The following is a 25754-nucleotide window of genomic DNA, read 5'->3' as shown; positions in this document are numbered from 1 at the left end:
GTCGAGGATCGAGCGGGCGCTGTCCACGACCGGGTCGCTGCCGTCATCGCCGTCGGCGAGCACGGTGTAGATCGCGGTGATCGAACCCCCGCCCTTCGCGTCGGCGCCGGCGCGTTCGATCAGGTTGGGCAGCATCGCGATGGCCGAGGGCGGATAACCGCGCGCCGATGCGGGCTCGCCAAGCGCCAGGCCGATCTCGCGGCCGGCATGGGCGACGCGCGTCAGGCTGTCCATGATCAGCAGCACGCGCTTGCCTTCGGCGCGGAACGCCTCGGCGATCGCGGTGGCGCGCATCGCACCGCGGATGCGGAGCACCGGCGAATGGTTGGCGGGGACCGCGACGATCACCGCGCGCTTGCGGGCTTCGCCGGCGACCTTGGTCTCGAGGAAGTCGGTGACTTCGCGGCTGCGCTCGCCGATCAGCCCTACAACGACCACGTCCGCCTTCACCTGACGCACGATCATGCCGAGCAGCACGGACTTGCCGACCCCTGAGCCGGCCATGATGCCGACGCGCTGACCCTGGCCGATCGTCAGCAGGCCGTTGATCGCGCGGACGCCGACATCGAGCGGCTGGGTGACGCGTGCGCGATCCAGCGGGTTCTGCGGCTTGCCGGCAAGCGGCCAGGCCTTGGCGCCGCGGATCGGACCGAGGCCGTCGATCGGATTGCCGGCGCCGTCGACGACCCGCCCGAGCAGCGCCGAGCCGACCTGCGCCTCGCCCGGCTGGCCGACGGGACGCACTGGCGCCTCGGGCAGCAGCGGCGCGGGGCCGCCCAGGTTCATCAGCAGGGTCTTGCCGGCGCGAAAGCCGATCACTTCCGCCTCGACCGCCTGCGCGCCCGAGCCGATCCGGCAGACGGTGCCGACCGGCACGGTGATGCCGACGGCTTCCATCAGCAACCCGTCGAACGACGCCAGCCGGCCGACGACCTCAGGCTGGGGCGAGAAATCGAGCGCGAGGCGCGACAGATAGTCTTCGGCGAACCGCTTCAGCATGGATCAGCCCGCATCCGGCAGCGCGGCACGGTCGAGCGCGGCGGCAAGCTGGGCGAGCCAGGCGCTCGGGCTGTCCTCGATCGAGGTCGCGCGGGTTTCGATGCGGAAGCCGCCCCGCTCGATTGCAGCATCGGCAGTGGGCGTGACGGTGGCGGGCACCTGCGCTTCGACGAGCGGCAGGTCCTCGGGATTGAGCCTCAGCACCGCGGCTTCGGCACTGTCGGAGAGCAGCTTCACGGCCGCTTCGATGCGCTGGCCGAGCAGCTCGGCGGACACGCCGGCTTCGCCGATCAGGCGCGACACAAGGAACATCACCGTCTGGCGCAACCGGCCGGCGAGCGCGTCGCGGTCGAAGCTGCTCATCGCCTCCAGCCCTGCCGCAATGCGGGCGAGCGCCTGGGCGTCGGCCTCGCCGCGTTCGGCCGCCATGCGTTCGGCGGTTGCCATGCCTTCGGCAAAACCTTCCGCGCGCGCTGCCTCGACGGCGTCGTGCGACGCCTGCGGCCCCGCCTTGCCCCTGTCGCCCATCGGGTCGAACGGGTCCCAGCCCGCGGTCGGGTTCGCGCCGGGCGTTGCCGGGCGGAAATGCTGCGGCTGCGGCGCGGGCGAGAAATGGACCGGGCCGCCGGGGGCAAAGCCGCCGCGCATGCCCGACATCGCTGCACCCAGCGCGCCGAAATCGACCGGCTGCGCCTCGGCCGCGCCCGCAAAACGGCTAGACATAGTCGTCGTCTCCGCCGGCGAGGCGGATAGTGCCGTCCTTGGCCATCTGGCGGGCAATGCCCAGGATCGTCTTCTGCGCCTCCAGCACCTCGGACAGCTTTACCGGCCCGCGCGCTTCCATCTCGTCGCGGATGCCGTCGGCAGCACGGCTGGACATGCAGCCCAGGAACTTGTTGCGCGCGGCTTCCTCGACGCCCTTCAGCGCCAGCACCAGCACGTCCGATTCGACGCCGCGCAGCAGCGTGCCCATGCTCTTGTCGTCGAGCGCGAGCAGATGGTCGAAGACGAACATCTCCTCTTCGATCGCCTTGGCGGTTTCCTTGCTGATCTTGGCGACCTTCGGCATCACCCGCTGCTCGGTGGCCTTGCGGGCATTGTTCATGATCGCCGCTGCTTCCTTCGCGCCGCCGAGCGGAACGGCGGCCGTGCTCTGGGCAGCGCTCGCGCGGCGAGTCAGCACGTCGCGCAGCATGTCGAGCGCGTCGGGCGGGATGGGGCCCAGCGTCGCGATCCGGTGCAGCACGTCGGGCTGCATCGCGTCGGGCAGCTGCTCGATCACCTGGGCCGCGACGGCAGGATCCAGATTGACCAGCAGCACGGCCGCGATCTGCGGATGCTCGTCCTTCACCATCGCCGCGATCTCGCCGGCGTCGAGCCAGTCGAGCAGCGGGATCGCGCAGGCTTCCTCGCGCGGGGTGATGCGGGCAAGCACGTTCTCCGCCTTGTCCGCGCCCAGCGCCTTGGTCATCATCGTCTCGATCTGCGGGCGCGGATCGAAGCCGATCGTATTCTTGTCCTTCGCCTTGACGACGAATTCGTCGAGCACTTCGGCGACCTGCGGTTCGGCGACGTCGGCAACGGCGAACATCGCCTTGCCGAGCATCCGCACTTCTTCCGGATCGAGGTTCTGCAGGATGGCGGCGGCTTCGTCGTCGCCGACCAGCATCATCAGCACCGCAGCCTTTTCGACCCCGGTAAACGCCCGGGCGGGTTCCTGCATCATGCGGCGGCCTTCCCGTCGGCACGGATCATGTCCTTGACCGCAAGCGCCGCGCGCGCCGGATTGTCGCGGGTGAAATCGCGCACCAGCTTCACCTTGTCCTCATAACCTTGGGCATTTTCGAGCGCCTCGACGCTGACCCCCTGCGGACGCGACATCGCGAATTCGCCGAGATCGCTGGCCCCGCTCTCTTCACGCTTTTTGCCGAACATCTTCAGCATCGGCTTCAGGCCGACGAAGAGGATGAGCAACGCGATCACCAGCGCGGTCAGGTTCCGGGCCACGACCGGGAACCAGCCGGCTTCGTACCAGGGCGACTTCGACTCTTCCTCGCTGGCGCCGGCGAATTTGCGCGAAATGACCGTGACCTGGTCGTTGCGTGTCGCGTCGTAGCCGACCGCGGCGCGGACCAGATCGGTGATCTGCGCAATTTCCTGCGGGCTGCGCGGCTTGCCGGTATCGGGCTCGCGCAGCACGACCGCGACGGAAAGCCGCTTGAGGCTGCCCGGCACGGCGCGCGTGACCGAGATTTCCTTGTCGAGCTCATAGGCCCGCGAATACTGGTCCGACTGCTTCAGCTGGTCGGTTACCTTGCCCCCCGGCCCAGCGGTGGGTGCGCCGGCCGGCGCAGCAGCCTGCCCCGCTTTCACCTGCGCGGCGGGCGGCGGCGTGTTGGAAAGGGTGCCGGGAATGCCTTCGGCCGCGACCGGCCCGGACTGGTTGCCGGTCCAATTGCCCTGCTCGGCACGGAGCGCGCCTTCCTTGCCATAGGCTTCGCGGGTCGCCTGGGTCTCGTCGAGGTTGACCTCGGCCTGGACTTCGGCGCTGAAATTCCCCGCGCCGACCAGCGGCGTCAGCAGCTGGGTCAGCTGTTCGCGGTACTTGTCCTCTACCGTGCGCTGGAAATCGATCCGGTCGTCGCTGCCGCTGAGGCCGTCGGCGCCGGCCGGCTTGGTGAGCAGGGTGCCTGCCCCGTCGACGATCGTCACTGCATCGGGCTTCATGCCCGGCACCGACGACGCGACAAGGTTGATGATCGAGCGGACCTGCGCGTCGGCAAGCGTGTGGTTGCCGGCGAGCCGGACGATGACCGACGCCGAAGGCGCGGCATTGTCGCGGACGAACACGGTGTTTTCCGGCATCGCCAGATGCACGCGCGCCTCGGTGACGCCTTCGATCTCCTCGATCGACTTGGCGAGTTCGGTCTCGCGGGCCTGGCGCAGGCGTTCGCCCTCGACCGCGCGGCTGACGCCCATCGGCAGCTGGTCCAGGATCGCATAACCGCCCGGCGTCGCCTTGGGCAGGTTCTGCGACGCGAGCAGCATGCGCGCCTTGTAGTAATCGTCCGACGCGACCGTCAGCGTGCCGGTCTGCGGGTCGATATGGCTGTCGATCTTGGCCTGCGACAGCGCTTCGGAAGCAGCCGCCTTGTCGGCATCGGACAGGCCCGAGAACAGGATCTTCTGCGGCGGCGTTGCAACCAGCGTCCAGGCGAGCGCGGCCGAGCCGAGCAGGCCCAGCAGGCCGATCAGCGGCGCGCTTTTCTTGACGGCGGGCTGCGACCAGACGCGCTGCAGCGCGCCCATCGGGTTGCGGCCAAGGTCGCCCAGGCCGGAAGCCGGGGCGGGAGCGGCGGGGAGAACCTCGCCCTGGGCAGGAGTGAGTGCGTTGCTGGCCATCTAGGTTACACCGGCATGCTCATGATGTCCTTGTAGGCGGACAGGAGTTTGTTGCGGGTCTGCAGGGTCGCCTCGAACGCGATCGACGCCTTCTGGCGCGCGAGCATCACCTGGGCGACGTCGACGGTCTCGCCGCGCTCATAGGCCTCGCTGGCCTGCTTGGCGGCGTTCTGGCTGGCGTTGACCTGCTTCAGAGCCGATTCGAGCGTGGCCGCGAAGCTGTTGCCGCCGCCGGCCGGCGTGCCGCTGGCCGCAGGCGCCGCGCCGCCGCCGATCTGCGACGCCTTTTGCAGCGCCGCGTTGCGCTCGAGGATCTGGGCGCGGATCGCCATCACGCGATCGGCGCCGGAAACGCTGCTGATGCTCATGCCCAGGCACTCCGGCTAGGGGCGACCGTGCCGCCGGCCTCGCGGATGCGGGCCAGGCGATAGCGAAGGGTGCGTTCGGAAATGCCGAGCCGCCTGGCGGTTTCGGTCCGGTTGCCGCCGCATGCCGCCAGCGCGTCCTGGATCGCCTGCACCTCGTGCAGCCGGACGATGTTGCCGAGCGTAGGGTCGGCAGCAGGCGCAGGCGCCGGTGCGGGCCGGGCGGTCGCGTCGAACACGATATGGCTCGCCTCGATCCGGTCGCCCGGCGCCAGCAGAAGCGCGCGCTGGATGACGTTTTCGAGCTCGCGGACATTGCCCGGCCAGTCATGGCCCTGCAGCGCGTCGAGCGCGGGCTGGGTCGGCCAGGGAATCGTCGCGCGGCTGCCGGCGTGGCGCAGGATCATCGTCGCGGCGAGCGCTGCGATATCCTGCCGACGGTGCGCAAGCGGCGTGGTGGTGAGCGGAAACACGCTGAGGCGATAGTAGAGGTCGGCGCGGAACCGGCCGGCCTCGACTTCGCCGGGCAAGTCGCGGTTGGCGCAGGCGATCACGCGGACGTCGATCGGCTCCGGCGTGGTCGCGCCGAGCGGCACCACCTCGCGCTCCTGAAGCACGCGCAGCAGCTTGGCCTGAAGGCCGAGCGGCATTTCCGCGATTTCGTCGAGAAGCAGCGTGCCCCCATGCGCGGCGCGGAAGAACCCCTGCGCAGCCTGGCCGGCGCCGGTGAAGGCGCCCTTGGTGTGACCGAACAGCAGTGCCTCGAGCATCGTCTCGGGAAGCGCCGCGCAGTTGACGGCGATGAAGGGGCCGTCCGCGCGCGTCGAGTTGGCGTGGATGTGACGGGCGAGCACTTCCTTGCCGGTGCCGGTCGGGCCGTTCACCAGCACGGTAATGTCGCTGGCCGCGACCCGTTCGGCGAGCGCGAACAGCGCCAGCGTGTTCGGGTCGGCGGCGGTCGGCGCGGTCCCGCGCAGCAGGGCCGCGGCAAAGGCATGGCCGAATACCAGGTCGTCATTGCCGTAAGCGAGACGCGCCGGCGCGGCGTCGCCGCCCTGCGTCAGCGCGCGCTCGCCGGCGCCGAGAACCAGCGTCGAGCGCGGCGCGGGGAGCGCCTCGCCTTCGTTGACGATGAAGGAATCGTTCTGATTGATCCGGCCGCCGGCGAACGGCCGGACATTCCAGCCGAGCCCCCGCAGCCAGGACAGCAACACCGTCTGGGTCTGGCCCGCGGCTTCGCTGTAGAAAATCGACTGCATCTTCTGTTCTGCCCCCGAACTGGACCGGCCTGGCGGCCTTCGGGAGCCGGTATCGACGAACAGAGTAAAGTCGGAGTTAACGCTGCTTCCTTTGCCGCATGCGCGCGCGAGGGCGGTCGGAAAAATCCGCCAGTCGCCCCTAAAGTCCCGCAACCGCCTGCCGTTCAGTGCAGTGGCGGCTCTGGCTTCGATCCGGCTCTCCGGGGGGAAAGGAGCGACTGCCGGGCTGAATATTGGAGACGTGTTATGACTGTTATTTCGACCAACTCGGCGGCCCTGCGCGCTCAGAACGGCTCGCGCATGGCCGAAATGTCCCTGCAGTCGGCGATGGAGCGGCTGTCGACGGGCAAGCGCATCAACAGCGCGAAGGACGACGCGGCGGGCCTCGCCATCGCTTCGACGATGACTGCGGCGATCCGCGGCATGAGCCAGTCGGTCCGCAACGCCAACGACGGCATTTCGTTCGCCCAGACCGCGGAAGGCGCGCTCGGCGAGGTTTCGAACATGCTGCAGCGTATCCGCGAGCTGGCGGTGCAGTCGGCTTCGGGCACCTATTCGGATACCGACCGCACCAACCTCAACACCGAGGTCACCGAACTCAAGTCGCAGATCACCAACATTCTCGCGACCACCGAGTTCAACGGCACCCGCATCTTCAACTCGGCGGCGTCGGGCACGACCTACACCGCGCAGGCGGGTTCGGTGTCGATCCAGATCGGCGCGAACAACGGCGACTCGATCAACCTGACCTTCACCTCGCTGTCCGACCTGGCTTCGGGCACCGCGGTGGACACGGCGACGAACGCCAATACGGCGCTCGACAACGTCGACACGATGCTGGACGCGGTCAACACGACCCGCGCCTCGCTGGGTGCCGGCCAGAGCCGCCTGCAGTCGGTGGTCAACAACCTGACCAGCAACATCAACAACCTGTCGGACGCGCGCAGCCGCATCGAGGACGCGGACTTCTCGGTCGAGACGACCAATCTCGCCAAGTCCCAGATCCTGTCGCAGGCCGCGACGGCGATGCTCGCCCAGGCGAACCAGAGCCAGCAGAACGTGCTGAGCCTGCTGCGCTAAGCGACTTCGTAAGAGTAGCGTAAGCTTCTCGAGCCCCCGGCGCTTCGCGGCGCCGGGGGTTTTCTTTTGCCCGCAGCAGGACGAACAGGGCGTCAGCCATGACGAAACAGAAACTTCCGTTCGCGGCCAAGCTGGGATTGGTCGCAGCCACGCTGGGCGCCGCCGCGCTTTACAACCGCAAGCGCGCGCACGATGCCGAAGCGGCGACGCCGCCGGCCGGCCGGTTCGTCGATGTGGACGGGATGCGGCTCCATTATATCGAGCGCGGCGACGGCCGGCCGCTGGTGATGCTGCACGGCATGGCGGCACTGGTGCAGGATCTGCTCGGCTCCGGCCTGGTCGACCGCGCGGCGGAACGGTACCGCGTGATCGCGCTCGACCGACCCGGCTATGGCTATAGCGACCGCCCCGGCGGCCGGCTGTGGACGCCCGAGGCGCAGGCGGCGGTAATCCGCGAAGCACTCGCAAAGCTCGGCATCGAGCGGCCGCTGGTGCTCGGCCATAGCTGGGGTACGCTGCCGGCGCTCGCCCTCGCGCTGGACCATCCGGACGAAGTGGCGGGGCTGGTCCTTCTCGCCGGGCCCTATTTCCCGGTCCGGCGCGCGGAGCCGGTGCTGCTCGCCGCGCCGTCGCTGCCCATCGTCGGCACAGCGCTTTCGAACACGCTGATGCCGCTGCTCGCCCGCGCGACGCGGCCGCAGATCGTCAGGCAGATCTTCGCGCCCGATCCGGTCCCCCCCGAATTCGCTGCCTTCCCCGCCGAGCTGGGGCTGAGACCCAGCCACATCCAGGCGACCGCCGGCGATGCCGGGCTGCTCCAGCTCGCCGAGCGGCGGCTGTCGAAACGGTATGCCGAGCTGCGGCTGCCGGTCGCGATCGTCGCCGGCGACGGCGACCGGCTGGTGCCCTACGACCAGGCCGAGCGGCTCCACGCGCTGCTGCCGCAGAGCAGCCTGCATCGGCTGCGCGGCCACGGACACATGGTCCACTGGGTCGCACGGGACGAGGTGATGGCCGCGATCGATACCGTCGCGGCGCAGGCGATCGGCTAGACGGTCAGGCCGCCTGCTTCAGATCCGCGGCTTCGTCCCGCCGCACGACGGGGCGGAAAACAACGTGGAGCAGCACCTCCACCTCCCGCTTCAGCTGCGGCGGCGGCACCATCGTCAGCGCCGTCGGACCGGCGCAGCGATAGAGTCCGTCGGCGATCGTTTCCATGCCGTCGTGGATCACCAGCGCCTGCACCGAAGCCGAATCGTTGGTCATCCCGAACGATTCGACGACGTGGAAGCGCGCCGATTCGATCTGCACGCATTCGAGCGCGGCACCCCAGCGGATCGCGGCCGTGAAGCGGCCGGCCCCCAGCGGGATCGCCATCGCATAGAATCCGTCATGGGTCGGGCGCGCATCGGCCTCGATCATTGTCTCGCCCGTCGCGTCGGCGAGAATCACCGGCAGCCGCATCGCAGTGCCGGCCATGTCGCCGGTGGTGATCTCCAGCCCGAAGCGGCGCCACGCGAGCATCGACAGGTTCAACGCAAGGCCATGGCCGCGAATTTCGCCCGGAATGTAGATGCGCTCCGCGTGCATGAGGTACGGGAGCCCGCGCGATTTCAGTCCGGCAAGCGCCGCATCCGCATCGACCAGCGGCACGACGTCTTCGGTGCCAAGGTTCACGTCGTGATCGAAGCAGCGCAGCACGTCGATTTCGGATTCTGTCGGCATGAACAGCAGCCGCGCAAGCGCCGCGCCGGCCGCCATCCGCCAGGCATTGGCGTCGCCGGGCAGGCCTGCGCTTGCCGCCGCGAACGCCACCGCGCCCGCCTGGGCACGATCGCGGGTCTCGCTCTGGTTCGACTTGATGCCGGCCGCCTTGCGCACCGGCGTGCCGTCCGCCTTGTAGTCGACGACCGAGCCTTGCGCGATCGTGCACAGCTGCTCGACGACCGCGATCGGGTCGCAAAGCGCGTCGAGCGTGCGGAAGTCGTAATGCCGCGAATCGATCAGCCCCTGCTTGTCATGGGGCGTCGGCTGTTCCTCGCGCAGCAGCAGGTAGCGGCCGGCGACATGCAGGCCCATCCGCTGCATCAGCATCGGCGCGACCTTGTCCTGCACCGAGCCGTGATAGCCGAGATCGGCGAGGATCACTGCGTCTCCTTCCGCAACGCCGGCGCGCTTCAGATGCGCGACAAGCCGGTCGGCGAACTCTTTCGACCGGTGGACGATCCGGCCGATCGTGTCGGGTTTCAGCACCGTCTCCACGAATTGCGGATCGGTGCCGGGCGCGTCGAGCTTCAGCTTCTGCAACTCGCCCTGCTTGAACAGGAACTGGCGCCCCAGCACCTCGACCGTGCTGCGCTTGCCTTCGTGGAGCAGGCGCGAACGGACGGCCGCCTCGTCGACCATGCCCGCGCGCGCGGCGGTCTGGCGGCTGATCTCGACCCGCCGGGTCGAAGTGCCGGGGTACACGGCCTCGAACACCTCGGCCGGCAGGAAACCGTCGCGAAGCAGGAACAGCAGGTGCGTCTTGCGTCCGGTGCGTTCGGCAACAGCCTCTTGCTCCGCCCGCAGCCACTGCGCGTAGGCGCGCAGCAGCGGCCCGAGCACGTCATGACCAAGCGCGAACGCCGGATCGTCCTCCGCGCGCAGCGACACCGCGGGCCGGTGCGGCTGGAAAGCCGGGCGCGTCACGCGCACGTCCGGATGGATCAGCGCGCTCGCCGCGGCCTCAAGGCGCAGGCGGGTCTTCGCGGCTTCGTCGAACTGCAGCAGGTGGCAGGTGTGGATGCCGAGCGTGTCGGGTGCGACCTGGTCGGCGATGCGGTTGTCGCCGATGTGCAGGATTTCCTCGGGCGCGGCGCCGAGCGCTTCGAGGACCGGGCCGAACAGCCCGTCGCCCTTGTTCACGCCATAGGCGCTGGACGGGAAGATGCGGTCGATCAGCGCGGCGATGTCCTCGCCCGCCGCCCCCGCGATCAGCGCGCGCAGCTGCGCTTCGTCTAGATAGGTGTCCGAGACGATGATGACGCCGAGGCCGCGCGCCTTCGCGTCGCGGATCAGCTGCTGGACCGGCGCGAAGCCGAAGCAGTGCCTCGTCTCCGCGGCCAGCTCCTCGGCGACCGCTGCAGCGACATCGCCGCCGGGGCGGAAGCGTGCGTGGATTTCGTCGATGCCCACTTCGAAGCTGTCGCGGAACAGCTTGGCGGCATGGCGCGCGGCACCCTCGGCGCGGCGCCGCGGCTCGATCGCGCCGCCGGGAAAGGCCAGATCCGCGAATACGTCAGCGGGCGTCGCCGTGTCGCGCCAGACCAGCGTGTCGAAACAGTCGAGCGACAGCCAGCGCACGCTGGGCGGCGCCTGGTCGAGCAGGGTGGCGAGTTCGGACGAACGAAGCTGGATCTTCATGGGCACCTCAGATTTGGCGCCCTTGTTGGCCGAAGATGGTTGAGAAGGCTTTAACCGTGCCAGACGATCCTGCTGCCGTGCGGATGGCCGGTCGCGAGGTGGCGTTCGCGGCCTCCCGGCCATTCGGTCAGGTGCAGCTCGGCGACGCCGCCCTGCCCGTTCAGCTCGTAACGTGCCCAGGCGAGCGGGCGCTCGCGCGTCGTCTGTTCGCCGGCCCTGGCGAGCGCGGCGCGGACGCGCGCCTGCTTTTCGGCCGGCACATAGGTCCAGAAGATGGTGTGGAAGATCATGCGGCAGACGCCATCCGGCTGCGGTGCGGCGATCATCGCCTCAACGAAATCGGCGGCGTCGGCTCGGGCGACCTGCGGCGGGTGCGCGGCGGCAAGCGCGAGCGCGGCTTCGAGCCGCTGCATGCGTTCGCTCTGGTCTGCCCAGCAATAGGCCATCAGCCGCTCGCGCTGCGCAGGGTCGGCGACCGGCACCGGGCTCTGATCGATCGCGCAGCGGGAGACGACGCGGACTTCGACAGCCGGCGGCGAGCCGCCCTCCCACGCCGGCGCAAGCTGGAGCGGCGAGGCAGGATCGCCGGCCTGCGTCTCGCCGAGCCGATAGCCGAACCGGTCCAGATTCTGGTTGAGCCCGGCGCTGGCGCCCAGCTCGATCAGCTCGAACGGCAGGCGGTATTCCTCGGCGAGCAGCAGCAGCGCCGCCATGATCGGCGCGGCGCGGCCGGTCTCGTTGGTCTGCGGCGGCGAATCGAGCCAGGGCGACAGATCGGCGTCGAACCGGTGCAGAACGTCCGCGACTACGGCATCGCTGTCGCCCAGATTGCCGGCATAAAGCCGCGACAGCCGCTCATCGGCCCCGCGCCGCGCGAGCGCATGGAAGCCACCCGCGAGCCGGAGCGGCACCGAATCGCCGCTGCCGCGCGGATCGCCCTGCCAGTCGAGCACGCGCCGCCCGGTCTCGGTCGAACGGTCGAGCGCCGCCGCGATGCCGCGCACCACGGCGGCAGTGACGGGCGTTCCCGACCGGTCGCAGAATATCGCCTGGTTCCGGAAAGCTTCGCGGACGTCTTGCTCGCTCATGCGCCGCGGGTGGCATGGCGCGCCGGCGAGGTAAAGATCAGGCCTCCGCCATCTCCGCTTCGGCCGCCTGGCGCGCCCACATCTCGGCATAGAGGCCGCCCTGACGGAGCAGGTTCGCGTGCGTGCCGCGTTCGGCGACGCGGCCTTCGTTCAGTACGACGATCTCGTCCGCGTCCACGATCGTCGACAGGCGGTGGGCGATGACGATGGTGGTGCGGCGCTCCGACACGTCGCGGAGCGTGCGCTGGATCTCGCTTTCTGTGCGGCTGTCGAGCGCGCTGGTCGCTTCGTCGAGGATCAGGATCGGCGGGTCCTTCAGCAACGTGCGCGCGATCGCGACGCGCTGTTTCTCGCCGCCGGACAGCTTCAGCCCGCGCTCGCCTACCTGTGCGTCGTAGCCGTCGGGAAGCCTGGACACGAAATTGTGGATCGCGGCGCCCTTGGCAGCGGCCGCGATCTCCTCCTGCGTCGCGCCGGCGCGGCCATAGCCGATATTGTAGCCGATCGTGTCATTGAACAGCACCGTGTCCTGCGGAACGATGCCGATATTGGCGCGCAGCGTCCGCTGCTGGACGCGGCCGATATCCTGCCCGTCGATCGAGATGCTGCCGCCGGTCACGTCGTAAAAGCGGAACAGCAGCCGCGCGATCGTCGACTTGCCGGCGCCCGATGGCCCCACGATCGCCAGCGTCTTGCCGCCGGGCACGAGGAAGCTGACGCCCTTCAGGATCGGGCGGCCCGATTCATAGCCGAAGCGGACATTATCGAACTTCACGCGCCCCTCGCTGACGATCAGCGGCTGCGCGCTTGGCACATCCACCACTTCGGCACGAGCGTCGATCAGGTTGAACATCGCCGCCATGTCGATCAGCCCCTGCCGGATCGTGCGATAGACCATGCCGAGCATGTCGAGCGGCCGGAAAAGCTGCGCCAGCAGCGTGTTCACCAGCACCACGTCGCCGGGCGTGAAGCGGCCCTTGCTCCAGCCCCAGACGGTGAAGCCCATCGCACCCGCCATCATCAGGTTGGTGATCAGCGACTGACCGATATTGAGCCAGGCGAGCGAGTTCTCGGACTTGACCGCCGCCTCCGCATAGGCCCGCGCGGCCTTTTCGTAGCGCGCCGCCTCGCGATCCTCGGCGTTGAAATATTTGACCGTCTCGTAGTTCAGCAGCGAGTCGACCGCCTTGGCGACCGTGCCAGTGTCGAGCTCGTTCATCTGCTCGCGCAGCTTCGCCCGCCAGTCCGTCACTTTGCGCGTGAAGAGGATATAGGCCGCGACCATCGCAAAGGTGGCGGCGACAAGGCCAAGGCCGAATTTGACCCAGAAGATCACGGCGACCGCGCCCAGCTCGATCAGGGTCGGGCCAATGTTGAACAGCAGGAAATAGAGCATCACGTCGATGCTCTTGGTGCCCCGTTCGATCACCTTGGTGACGGCGCCGGTCCGCCGCTCAAGGTGAAAGCGCAGCGACAGGTCGTGCAGGTGGCGGAACACGTGGCTGGCGAGCCGCTGCGTCGCATCCTGCCCGACCCGCTCGAAGATCGTGTTGCGGATATTGTCGAACAGGACACCGCCGAACCGCGCACCCGCATAGGCGACGACCAGCGCGATCGCGAGCGCGGCGCCCGGCTCCAGCCCCGGCGCCATCCGGTCGATCGCACCCTTGTAGGCGAACGGCATCAGCAGCGTCGTCGCCTTGGCGACCAGGATCAGTACCAGCGACGCGACGACGCGGCGGCGAATCGCCGGCTCATGCTCCGGCCACAGATAGGGAAGGAAACGGCGGAACATCGCCCAGCTCAGCCGGTCAGATGTGCCCCCGGTCACAGAATTCGACATCCCCGTCGATGTAGGAAGGACCGCGCGCGAAACCAATGCAACCGGTCGCAGATACATTGGTTGAGTCGCTCCAAGGAGAGTGGCGATGGGCCCGTTCATTTATGTGATGGCGATCATGGGCTGCGGCGACGGTGGCTATCAATGCACCCAGGCCCGCATCGTCGATACGCGCTTCCAGTCGATGGCCCAATGCCAGCAGGCGGCCGAGGCCGAGCTGATCCGCAACGGCGACCTCGATTATCCCGAGCTGATGGCCAGCTGCCGCTCCGTCACCAACCAGATCGCGCTGAACGACGCGAAGGCGCGCCAGCGTTAGTTGCCCGTGACGGGCGGCGCCTCTAAAGCCGCCCGGCCATGGCCGATCCCGTCATCATCGCGGTGCCGAAGGGGCGCATCCTCGACGAGGCGCTGCCGTTGCTCGCGCGCGCCGGGATCGAGCCTGAAGCGGCCTTTGCCGATGAAGGGAGCCGGGCGCTCCGCTTCGCCACCAACCGGGCCGACATCTCGCTGATCCGCGTGCGCGCGTTCGACGTCGCCACCTTCGTCGCGCACGGGGCGGCGCAGCTCGGGATCGTCGGGTCGGACGTGCTGATGGAGTTCGACTATTCGGAGCTCTATGCGCCGGTCGACCTCGGTATCGGCCGTTGCCGGGTATCGGTCGCCGAGCCCGCGGAACTCGCGGCATTGGACGATCCGCGCGAATGGAGCCATGTCCGCGTCGCCACCAAATACCCCGCCCTCACCCGCCGCTATTTCGAGGCGCGCGGCGTGCAGGCCGAATGCGTGAAGCTGAATGGCGCGATGGAGCTGGCGCCGCTGCTCGGCCTGTCGAGCCGGATCGTCGACCTGGTCTCCTCCGGCCGCACGCTGAAGGAAAACGGCCTGGTCGAAGTGGAGGTGATCGCGGAGGTCAGCGCCCGCCTGATCGCCAACCGCGCCGCGTTCAAGATGCGCTCGGCGCAGATCGCGCCGCTGATTGAAGCGTTCCGGGCCGCCGCCGCGCAATGAGGCGGGATAGAAAAATCCGTTCGTGTCGAGCGAAGTCGAGACACGTGCCCGAGCCGCGACTCCGTTTCTCGACTTCGCTCGAAACGAACGGAGCTGGGTTGTCCTAATGATCCGCCTCAACGCCACGGCCCCCAACTTCCCGGCCCGTTTCGACGCGCTGGTGAATGCACGGCGCGAGGCGGATGCAAACGTATCCCTCGATGTGCTGGCGATCCTGTCGCGCGTCCAGACCGAAGGCGACGCCGCCTTGCGCGATTATACGCAGGCGTTCGACGGCCATGACCTCGATGCGAGCGGCTGGCGAATCGATCCGGCCGACTGTCGGGGGGCGCTCGATGCGCTCACCCCCGAACTGCGCAAGGCGCTGGAGCTCGCGGCCGAGCGGATCACCGCCTATCACGAGAAGCAGCGGCCCGAGGACCGGGACGAGGTCGACGCGACCGGCGTGCGGATCGGCGCGCGCTGGCGGCCGGTCGAGGCAGCGGGGCTGTATGTGCCCGGCGGACGAGCGGCCTATCCAAGCTCGCTGCTGATGAACGCAATCCCAGCCAAGGTCGCCGGCGTCGAGCGGCTGGCGATGGTGACGCCCACGCCCAAGGGCGAAATCAGCCCGCTGGTGCTCGCCGCGGCGGCTTTGGTCGGAATCGAAGAGATCTGGCGCGTCGGCGGGGCGCAGGCGATCGGCGCGCTGGCCTATGGCACCGACCGGATCGCGCCGGTGGACGTGATCGTCGGCCCCGGCAATGCTTGGGTCGCCGAAGCCAAGCGCCAGCTCTACGGCGTAGTCGGGATCGACATGGTGGCGGGCCCGTCGGAAATCCTGGTCGTCGCCGATGCCGACAACGATCCCGACTGGATAGGCGCCGACCTGCTGAGCCAGGCCGAACATGACCCGACCAGCCAGTCGATCCTGTTCACCGACGATGTTGCCTTCGCCGATGCCGTCGCCGCGGCGGTCGACCGGCAGATCGGCGCACTTGCGACCGGCGCCACGGCACGGGCGAGCTGGGACGCGAACGGCGCGATCATCCTGGTCGAACGGCTGATCGATGCCGCCCCGCTAATCGACCGGCTTGCGCCCGAGCATCTGGAGCTGGCCGTCGCGGACCCGGAGCCGCTGTTCGCCGCCGTGCGTCATGCCGGCTCGATCTTCCTCGGCCGCCACACGCCCGAGGCGATCGGCGATTATCTGGGCGGCCCGAACCACGTCCTCCCGACCGGCCGCCGCGCGCGCTTTTCGTCGGGGCTCTCGGTGCTCGATTTCATGAAGCGGACCAGCTTTCTCGGTTGCACCGCCGACTCGCTGGCGAAACTGGGGCCTGCGGCGGTTGCGCTGGCGGAGGCGGAAGGGCTACCGGCGCACGCACGCTCCGTCGCCCTCAGATTAGGCCAATGACCCAGACCGCACGATCCAAATCCCGTTCCGCCGCCCGCCTCGCCGCGGTGCAGGCGCTGTACCAGCAGGAAATGGAGGGCACCGCGCTGCGTCCGCTGCTGCACGAATTCCACCAGCACCGGCTCGGCGCGACGATCGAAGACGTCGAATATGCCGATGCCGAGGTCGAATTCTTCGACGATATCGTGACCGGCGTGGACGCGCGGCGCGAGGAGATCGACCGACTGATCGCGGCCAAGCTCGCCCAGGGCTGGAGCCTGTCCCGGCTCGACCGCCCGATGCGCCAGATCCTGCGCGCCGGCACCTATGAGCTGCTCGCCCGCAGCGACGTGTCGGTCGGCAGTGTGATCAGCGAATATGTCGACGTCGCGCATGCCTTCTACGACAAGCGCGAGACGGCGTTCGTGAACGGGCTGCTGGATGGCGTGGCGAAGGACGTGCGGCGCTGACGGCCCGCAAGGGATTACGCTCGTCCCGAGCGTAGTCGAGGGGCGCTGGTACGCAGTCCTTGCCAGCGCCCCTCGACTACGCGCTTCGCGCTCCGCTCGGGACGAGCGGATAAGTGCTCACCCCATCAATGCCCGGCCTGCGGCCCGCGCATGATTCCCGAGGCCGCCAGCTGTTCGTCGATCTGCGCGACCAGCCGGTCGAGCCCGGCCTGATCCTTCGCCTCGGCGCGCGCGACGAGCACGTCCTGGGTGTTCGACGCGCGCAGCAGCCACCAGCCGTCGGCGGTGGTGACGCGGGCGCCGTCGGTGCGGTTGACGTCCGCGCCGGCTTTTTCCAGCCGGTCGAGCACTTCGTCGACGACCGCGAACTTCCGGCTCTCGTCGACCTGGAAGCGCATCTCTGGCGTGTTGAGCACCGCCGGCATTTCCGACTTCAGCTCGGTCAGCGACTTGCCCGACAGCCGCACCGCGCCCAGCAGCCGCACCGCGGCGTAGAGCGCATCGTCATAGCCGTAATAATCGTGCGCGAAGAAGATATGGCCGCTCATCTCGCCCGCCAGCGGGGCGTGCACGTCCTTCATCTTGGCCTTGATGTGGCTGTGGCCGGTCTTCCACATAAGCGGCTTGCCGCCCAACTCTGCGATGCGGTCGTAGAGCGCCTGGCTCGCCTTGACGTCGCCGATGATCGTGGCGCCCGGCTCCGCCTTCAGCACCGGCTCGGTAAGGATCGCGAGCAATTGGTCGCCCCAGACGATCCGCCCTTCGCCGTCGATGGCGCCGATCCGGTCGCCATCGCCGTCGAACGCGATGCCGAAATCGAGACCCTTCTCCCGCACTTCGGCGCGGAGGTGCTCGAGATTCTTCTCCTCGGTCGGGTCCGGATGGTGGTTCGGAAAGCGCGAGTCGACATCGGTGAACAGCAGGTGATGCTCGCCCGGCAGCTGCGCGGCCAGCTTTTCGAGCGCCGGACCGGCGGCCCCGTTGCCGGCATCCCATGCGACCCGAAACGCGCCGCCCTGATAGCCGGCGACCAGCCGTCCGACATATTGGTCGAGAATGTCGAAGTCGCTGACCTGGCCCGGAGTCTCGGCCTCTTCCCAATCGCCTTCGCTCGCCAGCTTGCCGATCTGCTGGATGTCGGCGCCGAAGAAGGGGCGGTGCTGGAACGCCATCTTGAAGCCATTGTAGCTTGGCGGATTGTGGCTGCCGGTAATCATGATGCCGCCGTCCACTTCGAGCACCGCCTCGGCATAGTACAGCATCGGCGTCGGGCCGAGGCCGACCCGGACCACGTCGCAGCCGCTCGCCGTCAGCCCCTCGACCAGCGCGTCGGCCAGCATCGGCGAGCTTTCGCGCCCGTCCCAACCCACCGCCACGCGCGTGCCGCCCGCCCGGCGCAACAGGGTCGCGAACCCGCGCCCGATCGCGCGCGCATCGTCCGGCCCGAGCGTATCGCCGATCACGCCGCGGATATCGTATTCGCGCAGGGAAGTGGGGTGGAAAGTATAGCTCATCTTCGCTCCTGATTGAGACATGCGCCGTTCGGGCGCCTAATCCCGAATGCCGCCCGCCAGTTCCCTCAGCAGCACGTCGCGCGCGAGATTGGTCCGCCGGGCAAGCTCGATCGTGCCGCCGGCATCCGGGTGAACGCGGGCGATGATGCGGCGATGGGCGGCGCGGATCGCCTCGGCATCATCCTCTTCGCCGACCCCGAGCAGCGCGCGCGCTTCGCCGAGCGGCATCGTGATCCGCCGCCGATGCTTGCTGCCCCGCCACCAGAACACGACCAGCGCCGCCAGCGCGAGCAGGGTCAGCAGCTTGCCCATCAGGCGGCCGCGGCCCCCACTTGCTCGGGCAGCGCAAGCCCCGCGACCAGCTCCCGCAGCTCCTGCCGCGCGGCGACGTGACCAAGGCCGATATCCGGGATCTGGCCGATATCGAGCATCGTCAGCCCGCTCGGGAACAGCTCGCGATAGATGACGCGCTCGCCCAGACCCGGGATGATGCGGAAGCCGACGCGCTTCGACAGCGCGACCAGCGCCTCGCCGACGCGGCGCATGTTGCGCGCCTCGATATGCTGCATGCGGTTCCTCAGCACGATCCAGTCGATCGTCGCGCCGTCGGTCTTGGCCCGCGCCTTGCGCGCGTCCCAGATCAGCTCCGAATAGAAGCTCGGCCGGCTGACCTTGTAATTCTCCGGATCGACCTGCCCGATCAGATCGAAATCGACGAAGCTGTCGTTCATCGGCGTGACCAGCGTGTTCGCTGTCGTGGCGGCGCGGCGGGCGATCGGATCGTCGCGGCCCGGCGTGTCGATGACGACGAACTCGGCCTGCGCGGCCGCTTCGGCCAGCGCCGCATCGAATCCGGCCTCGCTCGAACCGTCGACGACCGCGAAGCGCGGCTGCGGCAGCTCGACGCCGCGGCGCTTCATCGTCGCAGCGCGATTCTCGAGGTATCGGGCCAGCGTCTTCTGGCGATAATCGAGGTCCAGCGCGGCGACGGACCGGCCCTGGGCGGCCAGCGCGACGGCCACGTGCACGGCCGTGGTCGATTTCCCGGTGCCGCCCTTTTCATTCGCGAAAACAATGACGTGAGCGCCATGCAAGGCCATGCGACCGCTTTCCATACTCAGGTTACTTGATCGAGCGCATCGCGCCCCCCTATTGAGCCCGCTCATATCAGTCCCGAGTCACCGTGCAAACCATCCGTCAACTGAAACCGCTTCGGAAAGCGATCGCGGGATTTCGCGCCGAGGGCGGCAGGATCGCGCTCGTGCCGACCATGGGCGCACTTCATGCCGGGCACATGGCGTTGGTCGCCGAGGCGCGGAAACGGGCCGAGTATGTCGTCGTCTCGATCTTCGTGAACCCGAAGCAATTCGGCCCGAACGAGGATTTCGGCGCCTATCCGCGCCGGACCGCGAAAGACACGGCGATGCTGAACGAGGCCGGCGTCGCGCTGCTGTGGATGCCGGATGCCGAGGCGATGTATCCGGCCGGCCATGCCACCAGCGTTTCGGTGCGGGAAGTCAGCGAAGGACTGGACGGCGCCGCGCGGCCCGGCCATTTCGACGGCGTCGCAACCGTCGTCGCCAAGCTGTTCAACCAGGTGCGGCCGGACATCGCGCTGTTCGGCGAAAAGGATTTCCAGCAACTGGCGGTGATTCGCCGGATGGCCGCGGATCTCGATTTCGGGATCGAGATCGTCGGCGTGCCGACCGAGCGCGAGGAAGATGGCCTCGCTCTGTCGTCGCGCAATGTCTACCTGACCGAGGCGGAGCGGCTGCAGGCGCGGGCGCTGCCGCGGGCGCTGGGCACGGCCGCGGCAGCGATCGAGAATGGCGGCGATATCGCCGAGGCGCTGACCCGGGCCGAAGCGGCAATGCTCGAGGGCGGGTTCGAGTCGGTCGACTATGTCGCGCTGTGCGATGCTGCCACGCTGCAACCGGTCACGTCGCTGGAGCGTCCGGCCCGCCTGCTCGCGGCGGCGCGGATCGGCGCGGCGCGGCTGATCGACAACGTGCCGGTCGTGCCTAAGAATTTATCCGCAATGCGCGTTAACCATTCTTCAAAACCCTGACCCCACTCTGCCCCATGCAGCAGCAGGGGATTTGCTGACATGGGAAGCAGTTACAAGAGTGCCGCGTTCCTGATCGAAAGCCGCCTTGCCGAGGCGGCCCGCGGCGATGCCGATGCGTGCTTCGACCTTGGAATCGCCTATTCGTCGGGCGCAGGCGGCCTTGAGGTCGACCTGGTCGAGGCGCACAAATGGTTTAACCTGTCAGCCCTGTCGGGCTCGATCCGCGCCGCCGAATGCCGCGCCGAAGTCGCCGACGAGATGACCGCACGCGAGATCGCCGAGGCGCAACGTCAGGCTCGCGCCTGGCTGAACGCAACCCAGCGCCACGCGGCCTGAGACGCGGGCCGTCCGATTAGGCGGCTAGCGTCGGGCGAGTGCGCGCGTCCGACGTCACGAGTTCGACGAGCATATGCTCGTCGACCCAGAACTCGACGATTCCGCTTCGCCCCAGCTCCTCGGCATGAAAGCCGTGCGCGCAGCCAATCTCGATCACATCCTCAACCGGCCGGGCGATCGGCAGCAATAGCCGGTCCACCTCACATGCCGTGTTGCTGCGCGGAAGCACGCGGACGGCGACGCCGACCTTGCAGGCTTCGCCCGGGCCCGTCGCGCACGGCACGCCCAACAAGGCGGCAAGCGCGGCAAGCGCGGCAGCGATACGCTGCGGGTCTTCAGCGTAGACGATCATCGTCCTCTCCTCAGCCCTGGAGCAGCAGGACAGCATAAAGCACCGGCAGGGTGCCGAGACTCAGGAAGATGCTTCCCAGCACTGCCAGGCCGGAATCGGATCGCCGGCGGGGCCGGGTTCCGAGCGGATGCGTCATCGTCTTCATGGCCTCTCCAAGCGCCGGCCCGAGCAGAAATGCTGTGGCGGCCGGCACAACAGGACGGAAATGCGTCTATCGCCGCCGCCGCTGGACAGGCAATCAACGATGCTGCAGACCGGTTCTGCAGAATTGCAGAAGGTGGGGCGATGCCGACCTGGGAGTGGACCGATGCCCGCTACTTCCTCGCCGTCGCGCGGGAAGGCGCCACGTTGCGCGCGGCCAACCGGCTGGGGGTCAACCAGACAACTTGCGCCCGCCGCATCGCCGCGCTCGAAGATTCGCTGCAGCTCAAGCTCTTCGCCCGGTCCGGCAGCGGCTATGAGCTGACCGACGCCGGGCGCGCGCTGGTGCCGCTCGCCGAAGCGCTCGACGCTGCCGCGGCGGGCTTCGAAGCGGCAGCCGGGGCGCTCGGCCGGGAACGCACGCGTGCGCTGCGCCTGACGACAGCCGAAGGTTTCGAGAAGCGCCTGGTCGCGCCTGCCCTTGCCGACGCGCGGCGGCGGTTGCCCGGCCTGACCTGCGAGGTCGATGTGTCCGCGGAGCGCCGTGACCTCGTCCGCGGCGATGCCGACATCGCGGTCCGCGCCGGCCTGCCGCCGCAGGAAGCGGGCGTGATCTACCGGCGGCTGCAAGGCATCGAATGGGGCATCTACAGCCATGCGAGCTACCCGCGCGTGGTGACGCTCGCCAATCTGGCCGAACACCCGCTCGCCAGCATCGACGGTCAGCCGCTGGACGTGCTTCGGCATCTGGTGCCTGACGGGCGCATCGTGCAGATCACCACGACCTTCATGGGTCTGGTCGCGACGCTCCGCGCCGGCGATTGCGTCGCCGGCCTGCCGACATTCATCGCCGACGACGATCCCGACCTGATCCGCCACGCACTGGTCGAGGAGGAGGAAGGCCCCGCCGTCTGGGTCGTCTATCCCGAGCGCCTCAGAGGCGCCGCCGATGTGCGCGTGCTGGTCGATTGCCTGGTCGAGCAGGTCGGCGCGGCGACAGGAGCCTCTGCCCGGCAGCGACGGGGCGATGGGCGAAACGAGAGGACGCGCCTTCCGGGCATGGCTCAGGTCGGCAGATAGCGCCTGCACACCCGCGCCGCATCCGCGCTTACTCGCCCGGCCGGTACACGCGTTCGGTGTGGCCCTTCAGCTGGTCCGGCCAGAAATAGACCTCGCGGAAATTGCCGGTCGTGTAGCGCTCCGCCTCGTCGTTGAAGTGCGGCGAGTCGGGGTGACCGCTTTCCCCGCCGGCGGTGATCGCGCGGGCGCGGACCCTGGGGCCGAAATCGACCACCGCGACGAAGCTGTTGCCGCTGGTGCCGTACCAGCGCTTCGTGCCCGGATAGGCCTTGGCCCCGAACGAGGCGAGGGAGCCCCAGCGCGACGAGGTGAACGGCACCGGGATGCTCGGCTTTGCGTCGTCGAACGGCTGGACGATGTCGCCCGTCAGCCGCTGGAAGCGGTTGATCTCGCCCCAGGCGACGCCCCAATGGCCGAAATCGCGCTCCAGCTGGTCCGATGCATCGGCGAGCGCCTTCAGCTTCTGCTTTGGCGTCGTGCGATCGGCCATATAGTCGTAGATGCTCATGCCCTCGGCTTCGGCCGGGGCCTTCGCTTCCTTCCACAGCGCCTCGCCCCAGAAGACTGCGAGCGAGGTCGGTTGCGAGGCGATGCCCCAGCGATAGTCCCAGTTGCGGAGCAGCGCGGCCTGGCCCTTCAGCTTCGCCTTCAGCGGATCGCTGGCCGGCAGGCCGTCATAAGCCTTGACCAGGGTCGGGATCAGCCGCGCGAACGCCGGCAGATAGGAATCGAACGCCGCGTCGAGCAGCGACGGCAGCGTGAAGTCGCGCCGGTTCTTCAGCAGCATCGTCGCGTGGATGCCGCGCGGGTTTTCGCCGAACGTGTCCATGTAGCGCGGGAAGTCCGCCTGGCGCGGGCTGTTCTCCCCGGCGGCGGAATAGGGCCAGTTGTTGGTGTTCATGACCCAGCCGTTCGGCGGGCTGACCACGTGCGGCACCTGCGCGAGCGGCGTCAGCCCCTTCCAGTCGGTCGCCGGATCGCTGCCGTCGACGGACTTGGTGTAATCGAAGCGGTCGTCGCGCATCGGCACGAATTGGGGATGAAGATACGCGATTTCGCCCTTGTCGTCGGCGAAGATCGTGTTGTTCGACGAATTGGCTTTCAGTTCGGCAGTTTTCAGGAACGATGCATAATCGCTTGCCTTGGTCCGCAGCCAGGATTGCTGAAGCGCCTCGACCGGCTTGAACATCATCGCAAACGCGATCCACTTGCCGTCGGCGCCACGGACGATCGGGCCGTGGTGGGTGCGATAGGTGGTGAAGCTGCGCGCTCCGAACGAGCCGTCGGGCTTGCGGTAGCGGACCGTCACCACGCGCGTCTCGACCGGCCGCAGCTGCTCGCCGTAGCGATAGAAAAGCCGGTCGCCCTTGCGCACGATCGTTTCGGCAAACTCGTCGACGACATCGACGCCGCTCGAGGTGTGCATCCAGCCGATATGCGGGTTGAAACCCTGGTAGATGAAGAACTGCCCCCAGGTGCTGGCGCCATAGGCGTTCAGCCCCTCGTCGCTGGTCATCTGCAGCTCGGATCGGAAGAAGAAGCTGGTGTGCGGGTTGATCAGCAGCAGCGCGTGACCGTCCGCGCTGAGCGCCGGTGCGATCGCGAAGCCGTTGGAGCCGGACGGCTCCTTCTCGCCCTCGTCGGCGGCGGCTACGATCACGGGGGGTTTGCCGCCGTAAAAGGCGCGAAGCTGGTCGAGATCGATGCGCTCGATATCGCCGCCGATACTGCCTTCGGTGAAGGACAATGCCATCCACGGCTCGAACCGGGTCAGCGCCTTCGGCTTCACCTCCGGGTGCGTGGCGAGGAAATAATTGAGCCCGTCCGCCCAGGCGTTCATCAGCGCCTGCATATTCTTCGGGCTGCGCGCATAGGCGGCGCGAAGGCCAGCCTCGTCGACGTACAGGCGCGCGCGCAGATCGTCCCAGATCGCCGCCTCCCCGTCCGCTTCGGCCTGCCGCCCGAGCGCGATCAGGTAATTGCGTTCGACACGATTAAAGTCGTCTTCCGCCTGCGCATAGATCGCGCCGAACACGGCATCGGCATCGGTTCGCCCCTTCACATGCGCGATTCCCCAATCGTCGCGGGTGATCGTCACATGCGCGGCCTCCGCCTTCCAGCGGGCGAGATCGGCCTGGGGAGCGGCGGCGGCGAGCAGCAGGGCAAGGGTCAGCATGGAAAACTCGTTACGGCAGACGAGGCGGTTTGGGAAAGCCGTCTCTGCCCGCCCAAGCCCCTTTCGCGCCGCGCCCATTCGGCCTATGGCTCGGTCATTCCCCGGGGGACCGCTGACGCGCGGTTGAGAGGGAGCGAGCACGCTCCGACCCGCCGAACCTGATCCGGTTGAGACCGGCGGAGGGAGGGACGTCGTCGAACGCCCGCTCTCCGTCCAATGGAGAGCATCATGGCCGACATGCCCGCACGTACCGAACTGAAGGTCACCACCGCCCCGATCCGCGGCAGCCGCAAAGTGCATGTCGGCCCATTGGGCGTCGCGATGCGCGAGATCGACCTGGAGCCCTCGTCGGGCGAACCGCCGCTTCGCGTCTACGATACGTCCGGCCCCTACAGCGATCCCGCCGCCCGTATCGACATCATGGCCGGCCTGCCGGAACTCCGCCGCGACTGGATCCGGGCCCGCGAAGATGTCGAGGAGGTCGCCCAGCGCGAGGTCCGGCCGGAGGACAACGGCCAGCTCGGCCCCGACCGCTCCGGCGGCGTCCAGCCCTTCCCGAACGTCCGCCGCACGGTGCTCCGCGCCAAGCCGGGCCAGAACGTCAGCCAGATGCACTATGCCCGCCGCGGCATCGTCACCCCCGAGATGGAATATGTCGCAGAGCGCGAGAATCTGGGCCGCGAGAAGATCGTCCGGGCGCGCGACGGCCAGGATTGGGGCGCGGCCATTCCCGATTTCGTCACGCCGGAGTTCGTCCGCGACGAGGTCGCCCGCGGCCGCGCGATCATCCCGTCGAACATCAACCACCCGGAATCGGAGCCGATGGCGATCGGCCGCAACTTCCTGGTCAAGATCAACGCCAATATCGGCAACAGCGCCGTCGCCTCCGACGTGGCGAGCGAAGTCGACAAGATGGTCTGGGCGATCCGTTGGGGCGCCGACACGGTGATGGACCTCTCGACGGGGCGCAACATCCACGACACCCGCGAGTGGATCATCCGCAACTCCCCCGTCCCGATCGGCACCGTCCCCATCTATCAGGCGCTGGAGAAGGTCGGCGGCATCGCCGAGGACCTCACCTGGGAGATCTTCCGCGACACGCTGATCGAGCAGGCCGAGCAGGGCGTCGACTATTTCACCATCCACGCCGGCGTCCGCCTGCCCTATGTGCCGCTGACGGTGAAGCGCGTCACCGGCATCGTCTCGCGCGGCGGCTCGATCATGGCGAAATGGTGCCTGGCGCATCACAAGGAGAGCTTCCTCTACGAGCGCTTCGACGAGATCACCGAGATCATGAAGGCCTATGACATCGCCTATTCGCTGGGCGATGGCCTCCGCCCCGGCTCGATCGCCGACGCCAACGACGAGGCCCAGTTCGCCGAGCTCTACACGCTGGGCGAGCTGACGAAGCGGGCGTGGGCCCAGGACGTCCAAGTGATGATCGAGGGCCCCGGCCATGTGCCGATGCACAAGATCAAGGAGAATATGGAGAAGCAGCTCGAGGCGTGCGGCGAGGCGCCCTTCTACACCTTGGGGCCGCTGACGACGGACATCGCGCCGGGCTACGACCACATCACCAGCGGCATCGGTGCTGCGATGATCGGCTGGTACGGCACGGCGATGCTCTGCTACGTCACGCCCAAGGAGCATCTCGGTCTCCCCGACCGCGACGATGTGAAGGTCGGCGTGGTGACCTACAAGCTAGCCGCCCACGCCGCCGACTTGGCGAAGGGCCACCCCGCCGCGAAGGTGAGAGACGACGCCCTCAGCCGCGCGAGGTTCGAATTCCGCTG

The 25754-nt window shown here is 68.3% G+C and carries 25 protein-coding genes and 1 riboswitch; of the genes, 10 read left to right on the top strand and 15 right to left on the bottom strand.

The genetic code is table 11. The features are described from left to right. The 6 genes from VFT73_RS09095 to VFT73_RS09070 all read right to left on the bottom strand — a co-directional run. Positions 1–999 (bottom strand): flagellum-specific ATP synthase FliI (locus VFT73_RS09095; RefSeq protein ID WP_326410097.1); only part of this gene is annotated, 999 nt, incomplete at its 3' end. Positions 1000–1002: 3 nt separating this feature from the next. Next, positions 1003–1722, bottom strand: a complete 720-nt coding sequence (locus VFT73_RS09090) for a FliH/SctL family protein (RefSeq protein WP_326410095.1) — start codon at positions 1720–1722, stop codon at positions 1003–1005. Further along, entirely contained in the window at positions 1715–2722 is a 1008-nt protein-coding gene (gene fliG / locus VFT73_RS09085) for a flagellar motor switch protein FliG (RefSeq protein ID WP_414712811.1), read from the bottom strand. The genes VFT73_RS09090 and fliG overlap by 8 nt, the downstream gene beginning before the upstream one ends. After that, on the bottom strand, positions 2722–4401 hold the full coding sequence (gene fliF / locus VFT73_RS09080; RefSeq protein ID WP_326410090.1) for a flagellar basal-body MS-ring/collar protein FliF: 1680 nt from the start codon (positions 4399–4401) through the stop codon (positions 2722–2724). The genes fliG and fliF overlap by 1 nt, the downstream gene beginning before the upstream one ends. A 5-nt stretch (positions 4402–4406) precedes the next feature. Next, a complete protein-coding gene (gene fliE, locus VFT73_RS09075; protein WP_326410088.1) occupies positions 4407–4769 on the bottom strand; it encodes a flagellar hook-basal body complex protein FliE in 363 nt (120 codons plus the stop codon). Next, on the bottom strand, positions 4766–6025 hold the full coding sequence (locus VFT73_RS09070) for a sigma-54 dependent transcriptional regulator (protein ID WP_326410086.1): 1260 nt from the start codon (positions 6023–6025) through the stop codon (positions 4766–4768). The genes fliE and VFT73_RS09070 overlap by 4 nt, the downstream gene beginning before the upstream one ends. Before the next feature lie 246 nt (positions 6026–6271). On the opposite strand from VFT73_RS09070, the gene VFT73_RS09065 reads away from it, so the two are divergent. Continuing rightward, on the top strand, positions 6272–7105 hold the full coding sequence (locus tag VFT73_RS09065) for a flagellin (RefSeq protein ID WP_326410084.1): 834 nt from the start codon (positions 6272–6274) through the stop codon (positions 7103–7105). A gap of 98 nt (positions 7106–7203) precedes the next feature. Further along, positions 7204–8157: an alpha/beta hydrolase gene (locus tag VFT73_RS09060; RefSeq protein WP_326410082.1), complete on the top strand. Its 954-nt coding sequence runs from the start codon at positions 7204–7206 to the stop codon at positions 8155–8157. 4 nt (positions 8158–8161) lie between these two features. Here the strand turns inward: VFT73_RS09060 and VFT73_RS09055 are convergent, their stop codons facing one another. From VFT73_RS09055 to VFT73_RS09045, 3 genes are read right to left on the bottom strand one after another with little or no spacing between them, the layout of a single operon-like run. Next, on the bottom strand, positions 8162–10510 hold the full coding sequence (locus tag VFT73_RS09055; protein ID WP_326410080.1) for a hydrolase: 2349 nt from the start codon (positions 10508–10510) through the stop codon (positions 8162–8164). A 50-nt stretch (positions 10511–10560) separates the two neighbouring features. Next, positions 10561–11598, bottom strand: coding sequence for a DUF2332 domain-containing protein (locus VFT73_RS09050; RefSeq protein WP_326410077.1), 1038 nt, complete (start codon positions 11596–11598; stop codon positions 10561–10563). A 37-nt stretch (positions 11599–11635) separates the two neighbouring features. Beyond that, complete coding sequence (locus VFT73_RS09045) at positions 11636–13441, bottom strand: ABC transporter ATP-binding protein/permease (protein WP_326410074.1); 1806 nt, start codon at positions 13439–13441, stop codon at positions 11636–11638. Between the two features lie 85 nt (positions 13442–13526). Here VFT73_RS09045 and VFT73_RS09040 point away from each other — a divergent pair, with 85 nt between their 5' ends. From VFT73_RS09040 to nusB, 4 genes are all read left to right on the top strand, one after another. Then, positions 13527–13757, top strand: a complete 231-nt coding sequence (locus VFT73_RS09040; protein WP_326410072.1) for a hypothetical protein — start codon at positions 13527–13529, stop codon at positions 13755–13757. 38 nt (positions 13758–13795) lie between these two features. Further along, positions 13796–14449: an ATP phosphoribosyltransferase gene (gene hisG, locus VFT73_RS09035; RefSeq protein WP_326410070.1), complete on the top strand. Its 654-nt coding sequence runs from the start codon at positions 13796–13798 to the stop codon at positions 14447–14449. A 106-nt stretch (positions 14450–14555) separates the two neighbouring features. Next, complete coding sequence (gene hisD / locus VFT73_RS09030; RefSeq protein WP_326410068.1) at positions 14556–15845, top strand: histidinol dehydrogenase; 1290 nt, start codon at positions 14556–14558, stop codon at positions 15843–15845. Beyond that, the gene (nusB, locus tag VFT73_RS09025; protein WP_326410067.1) at positions 15842–16294 is read left to right on the top strand and encodes a transcription antitermination factor NusB; all 453 of its coding nucleotides are present in this window, start codon (positions 15842–15844) and stop codon (positions 16292–16294) included. Before hisD ends, nusB begins: the two co-directional genes overlap by 4 nt. A gap of 125 nt (positions 16295–16419) precedes the next feature. Here nusB and pgmG read toward each other — a convergent pair whose 3' ends face one another. From pgmG to VFT73_RS09010, 3 genes are read right to left on the bottom strand one after another with little or no spacing between them, the layout of a single operon-like run. Next, the gene (pgmG, locus tag VFT73_RS09020) at positions 16420–17808 is read right to left on the bottom strand and encodes a phosphoglucomutase/phosphomannomutase PgmG (protein ID WP_326410065.1); all 1389 of its coding nucleotides are present in this window, start codon (positions 17806–17808) and stop codon (positions 16420–16422) included. Between the two features lie 36 nt (positions 17809–17844). Next, positions 17845–18120: a J domain-containing protein gene (locus VFT73_RS09015; RefSeq protein ID WP_326410063.1), complete on the bottom strand. Its 276-nt coding sequence runs from the start codon at positions 18118–18120 to the stop codon at positions 17845–17847. Continuing rightward, a complete protein-coding gene (locus VFT73_RS09010; RefSeq protein ID WP_326410061.1) occupies positions 18120–18908 on the bottom strand; it encodes a division plane positioning ATPase MipZ in 789 nt (262 codons plus the stop codon). The genes VFT73_RS09015 and VFT73_RS09010 overlap by 1 nt, the downstream gene beginning before the upstream one ends. An 83-nt stretch (positions 18909–18991) precedes the next feature. On the opposite strand from VFT73_RS09010, the gene panC reads away from it, so the two are divergent. Next, complete coding sequence (panC, locus tag VFT73_RS09005) at positions 18992–19876, top strand: pantoate--beta-alanine ligase (RefSeq protein ID WP_326410059.1); 885 nt, start codon at positions 18992–18994, stop codon at positions 19874–19876. A gap of 39 nt (positions 19877–19915) precedes the next feature. Next, positions 19916–20212 (top strand): hypothetical protein, encoded by a 297-nt coding sequence (locus VFT73_RS09000; protein WP_326410057.1) that lies wholly within the window; start codon positions 19916–19918, stop codon positions 20210–20212. Positions 20213–20228: 16 nt separating this feature from the next. On the opposite strand, the gene VFT73_RS08995 is transcribed toward VFT73_RS09000, so the two are convergent. Next, the gene (locus tag VFT73_RS08995) at positions 20229–20564 is read right to left on the bottom strand and encodes a hypothetical protein (RefSeq protein ID WP_326410053.1); all 336 of its coding nucleotides are present in this window, start codon (positions 20562–20564) and stop codon (positions 20229–20231) included. A gap of 10 nt (positions 20565–20574) precedes the next feature. After that, a complete protein-coding gene (locus VFT73_RS08990) occupies positions 20575–20709 on the bottom strand; it encodes a hypothetical protein (RefSeq protein ID WP_326410051.1) in 135 nt (44 codons plus the stop codon). Between the two features lie 140 nt (positions 20710–20849). Here VFT73_RS08990 and VFT73_RS08985 point away from each other — a divergent pair, with 140 nt between their 5' ends. Beyond that, the gene (locus VFT73_RS08985) at positions 20850–21785 is read left to right on the top strand and encodes a LysR family transcriptional regulator (protein WP_326410049.1); all 936 of its coding nucleotides are present in this window, start codon (positions 20850–20852) and stop codon (positions 21783–21785) included. 28 nt (positions 21786–21813) lie between these two features. On the opposite strand, the gene VFT73_RS08980 is transcribed toward VFT73_RS08985, so the two are convergent. Next, a complete protein-coding gene (locus VFT73_RS08980) occupies positions 21814–23961 on the bottom strand; it encodes a penicillin acylase family protein (RefSeq protein WP_326410046.1) in 2148 nt (715 codons plus the stop codon). A 92-nt stretch (positions 23962–24053) separates the two neighbouring features. After that, positions 24054–24163: riboswitch (TPP riboswitch) on the top strand. Between the two features lie 26 nt (positions 24164–24189). Here VFT73_RS08980 and thiC point away from each other — a divergent pair. After that, positions 24190–25754: phosphomethylpyrimidine synthase ThiC (gene thiC, locus VFT73_RS08975; RefSeq protein ID WP_326410043.1), on the top strand; the 1565-nt coding region annotated here is incomplete at its 3' end.

Origin of the sequence: Sphingomonas sp., assembly GCF_035758555.1 — a bacterium.
GTDB lineage: Bacteria > Pseudomonadota > Alphaproteobacteria > Sphingomonadales > Sphingomonadaceae > Sphingomonas_B.
Note: the sequence above shows the minus strand (reverse complement) of the source record. Positions and strands in the feature narration are given on the sequence as shown.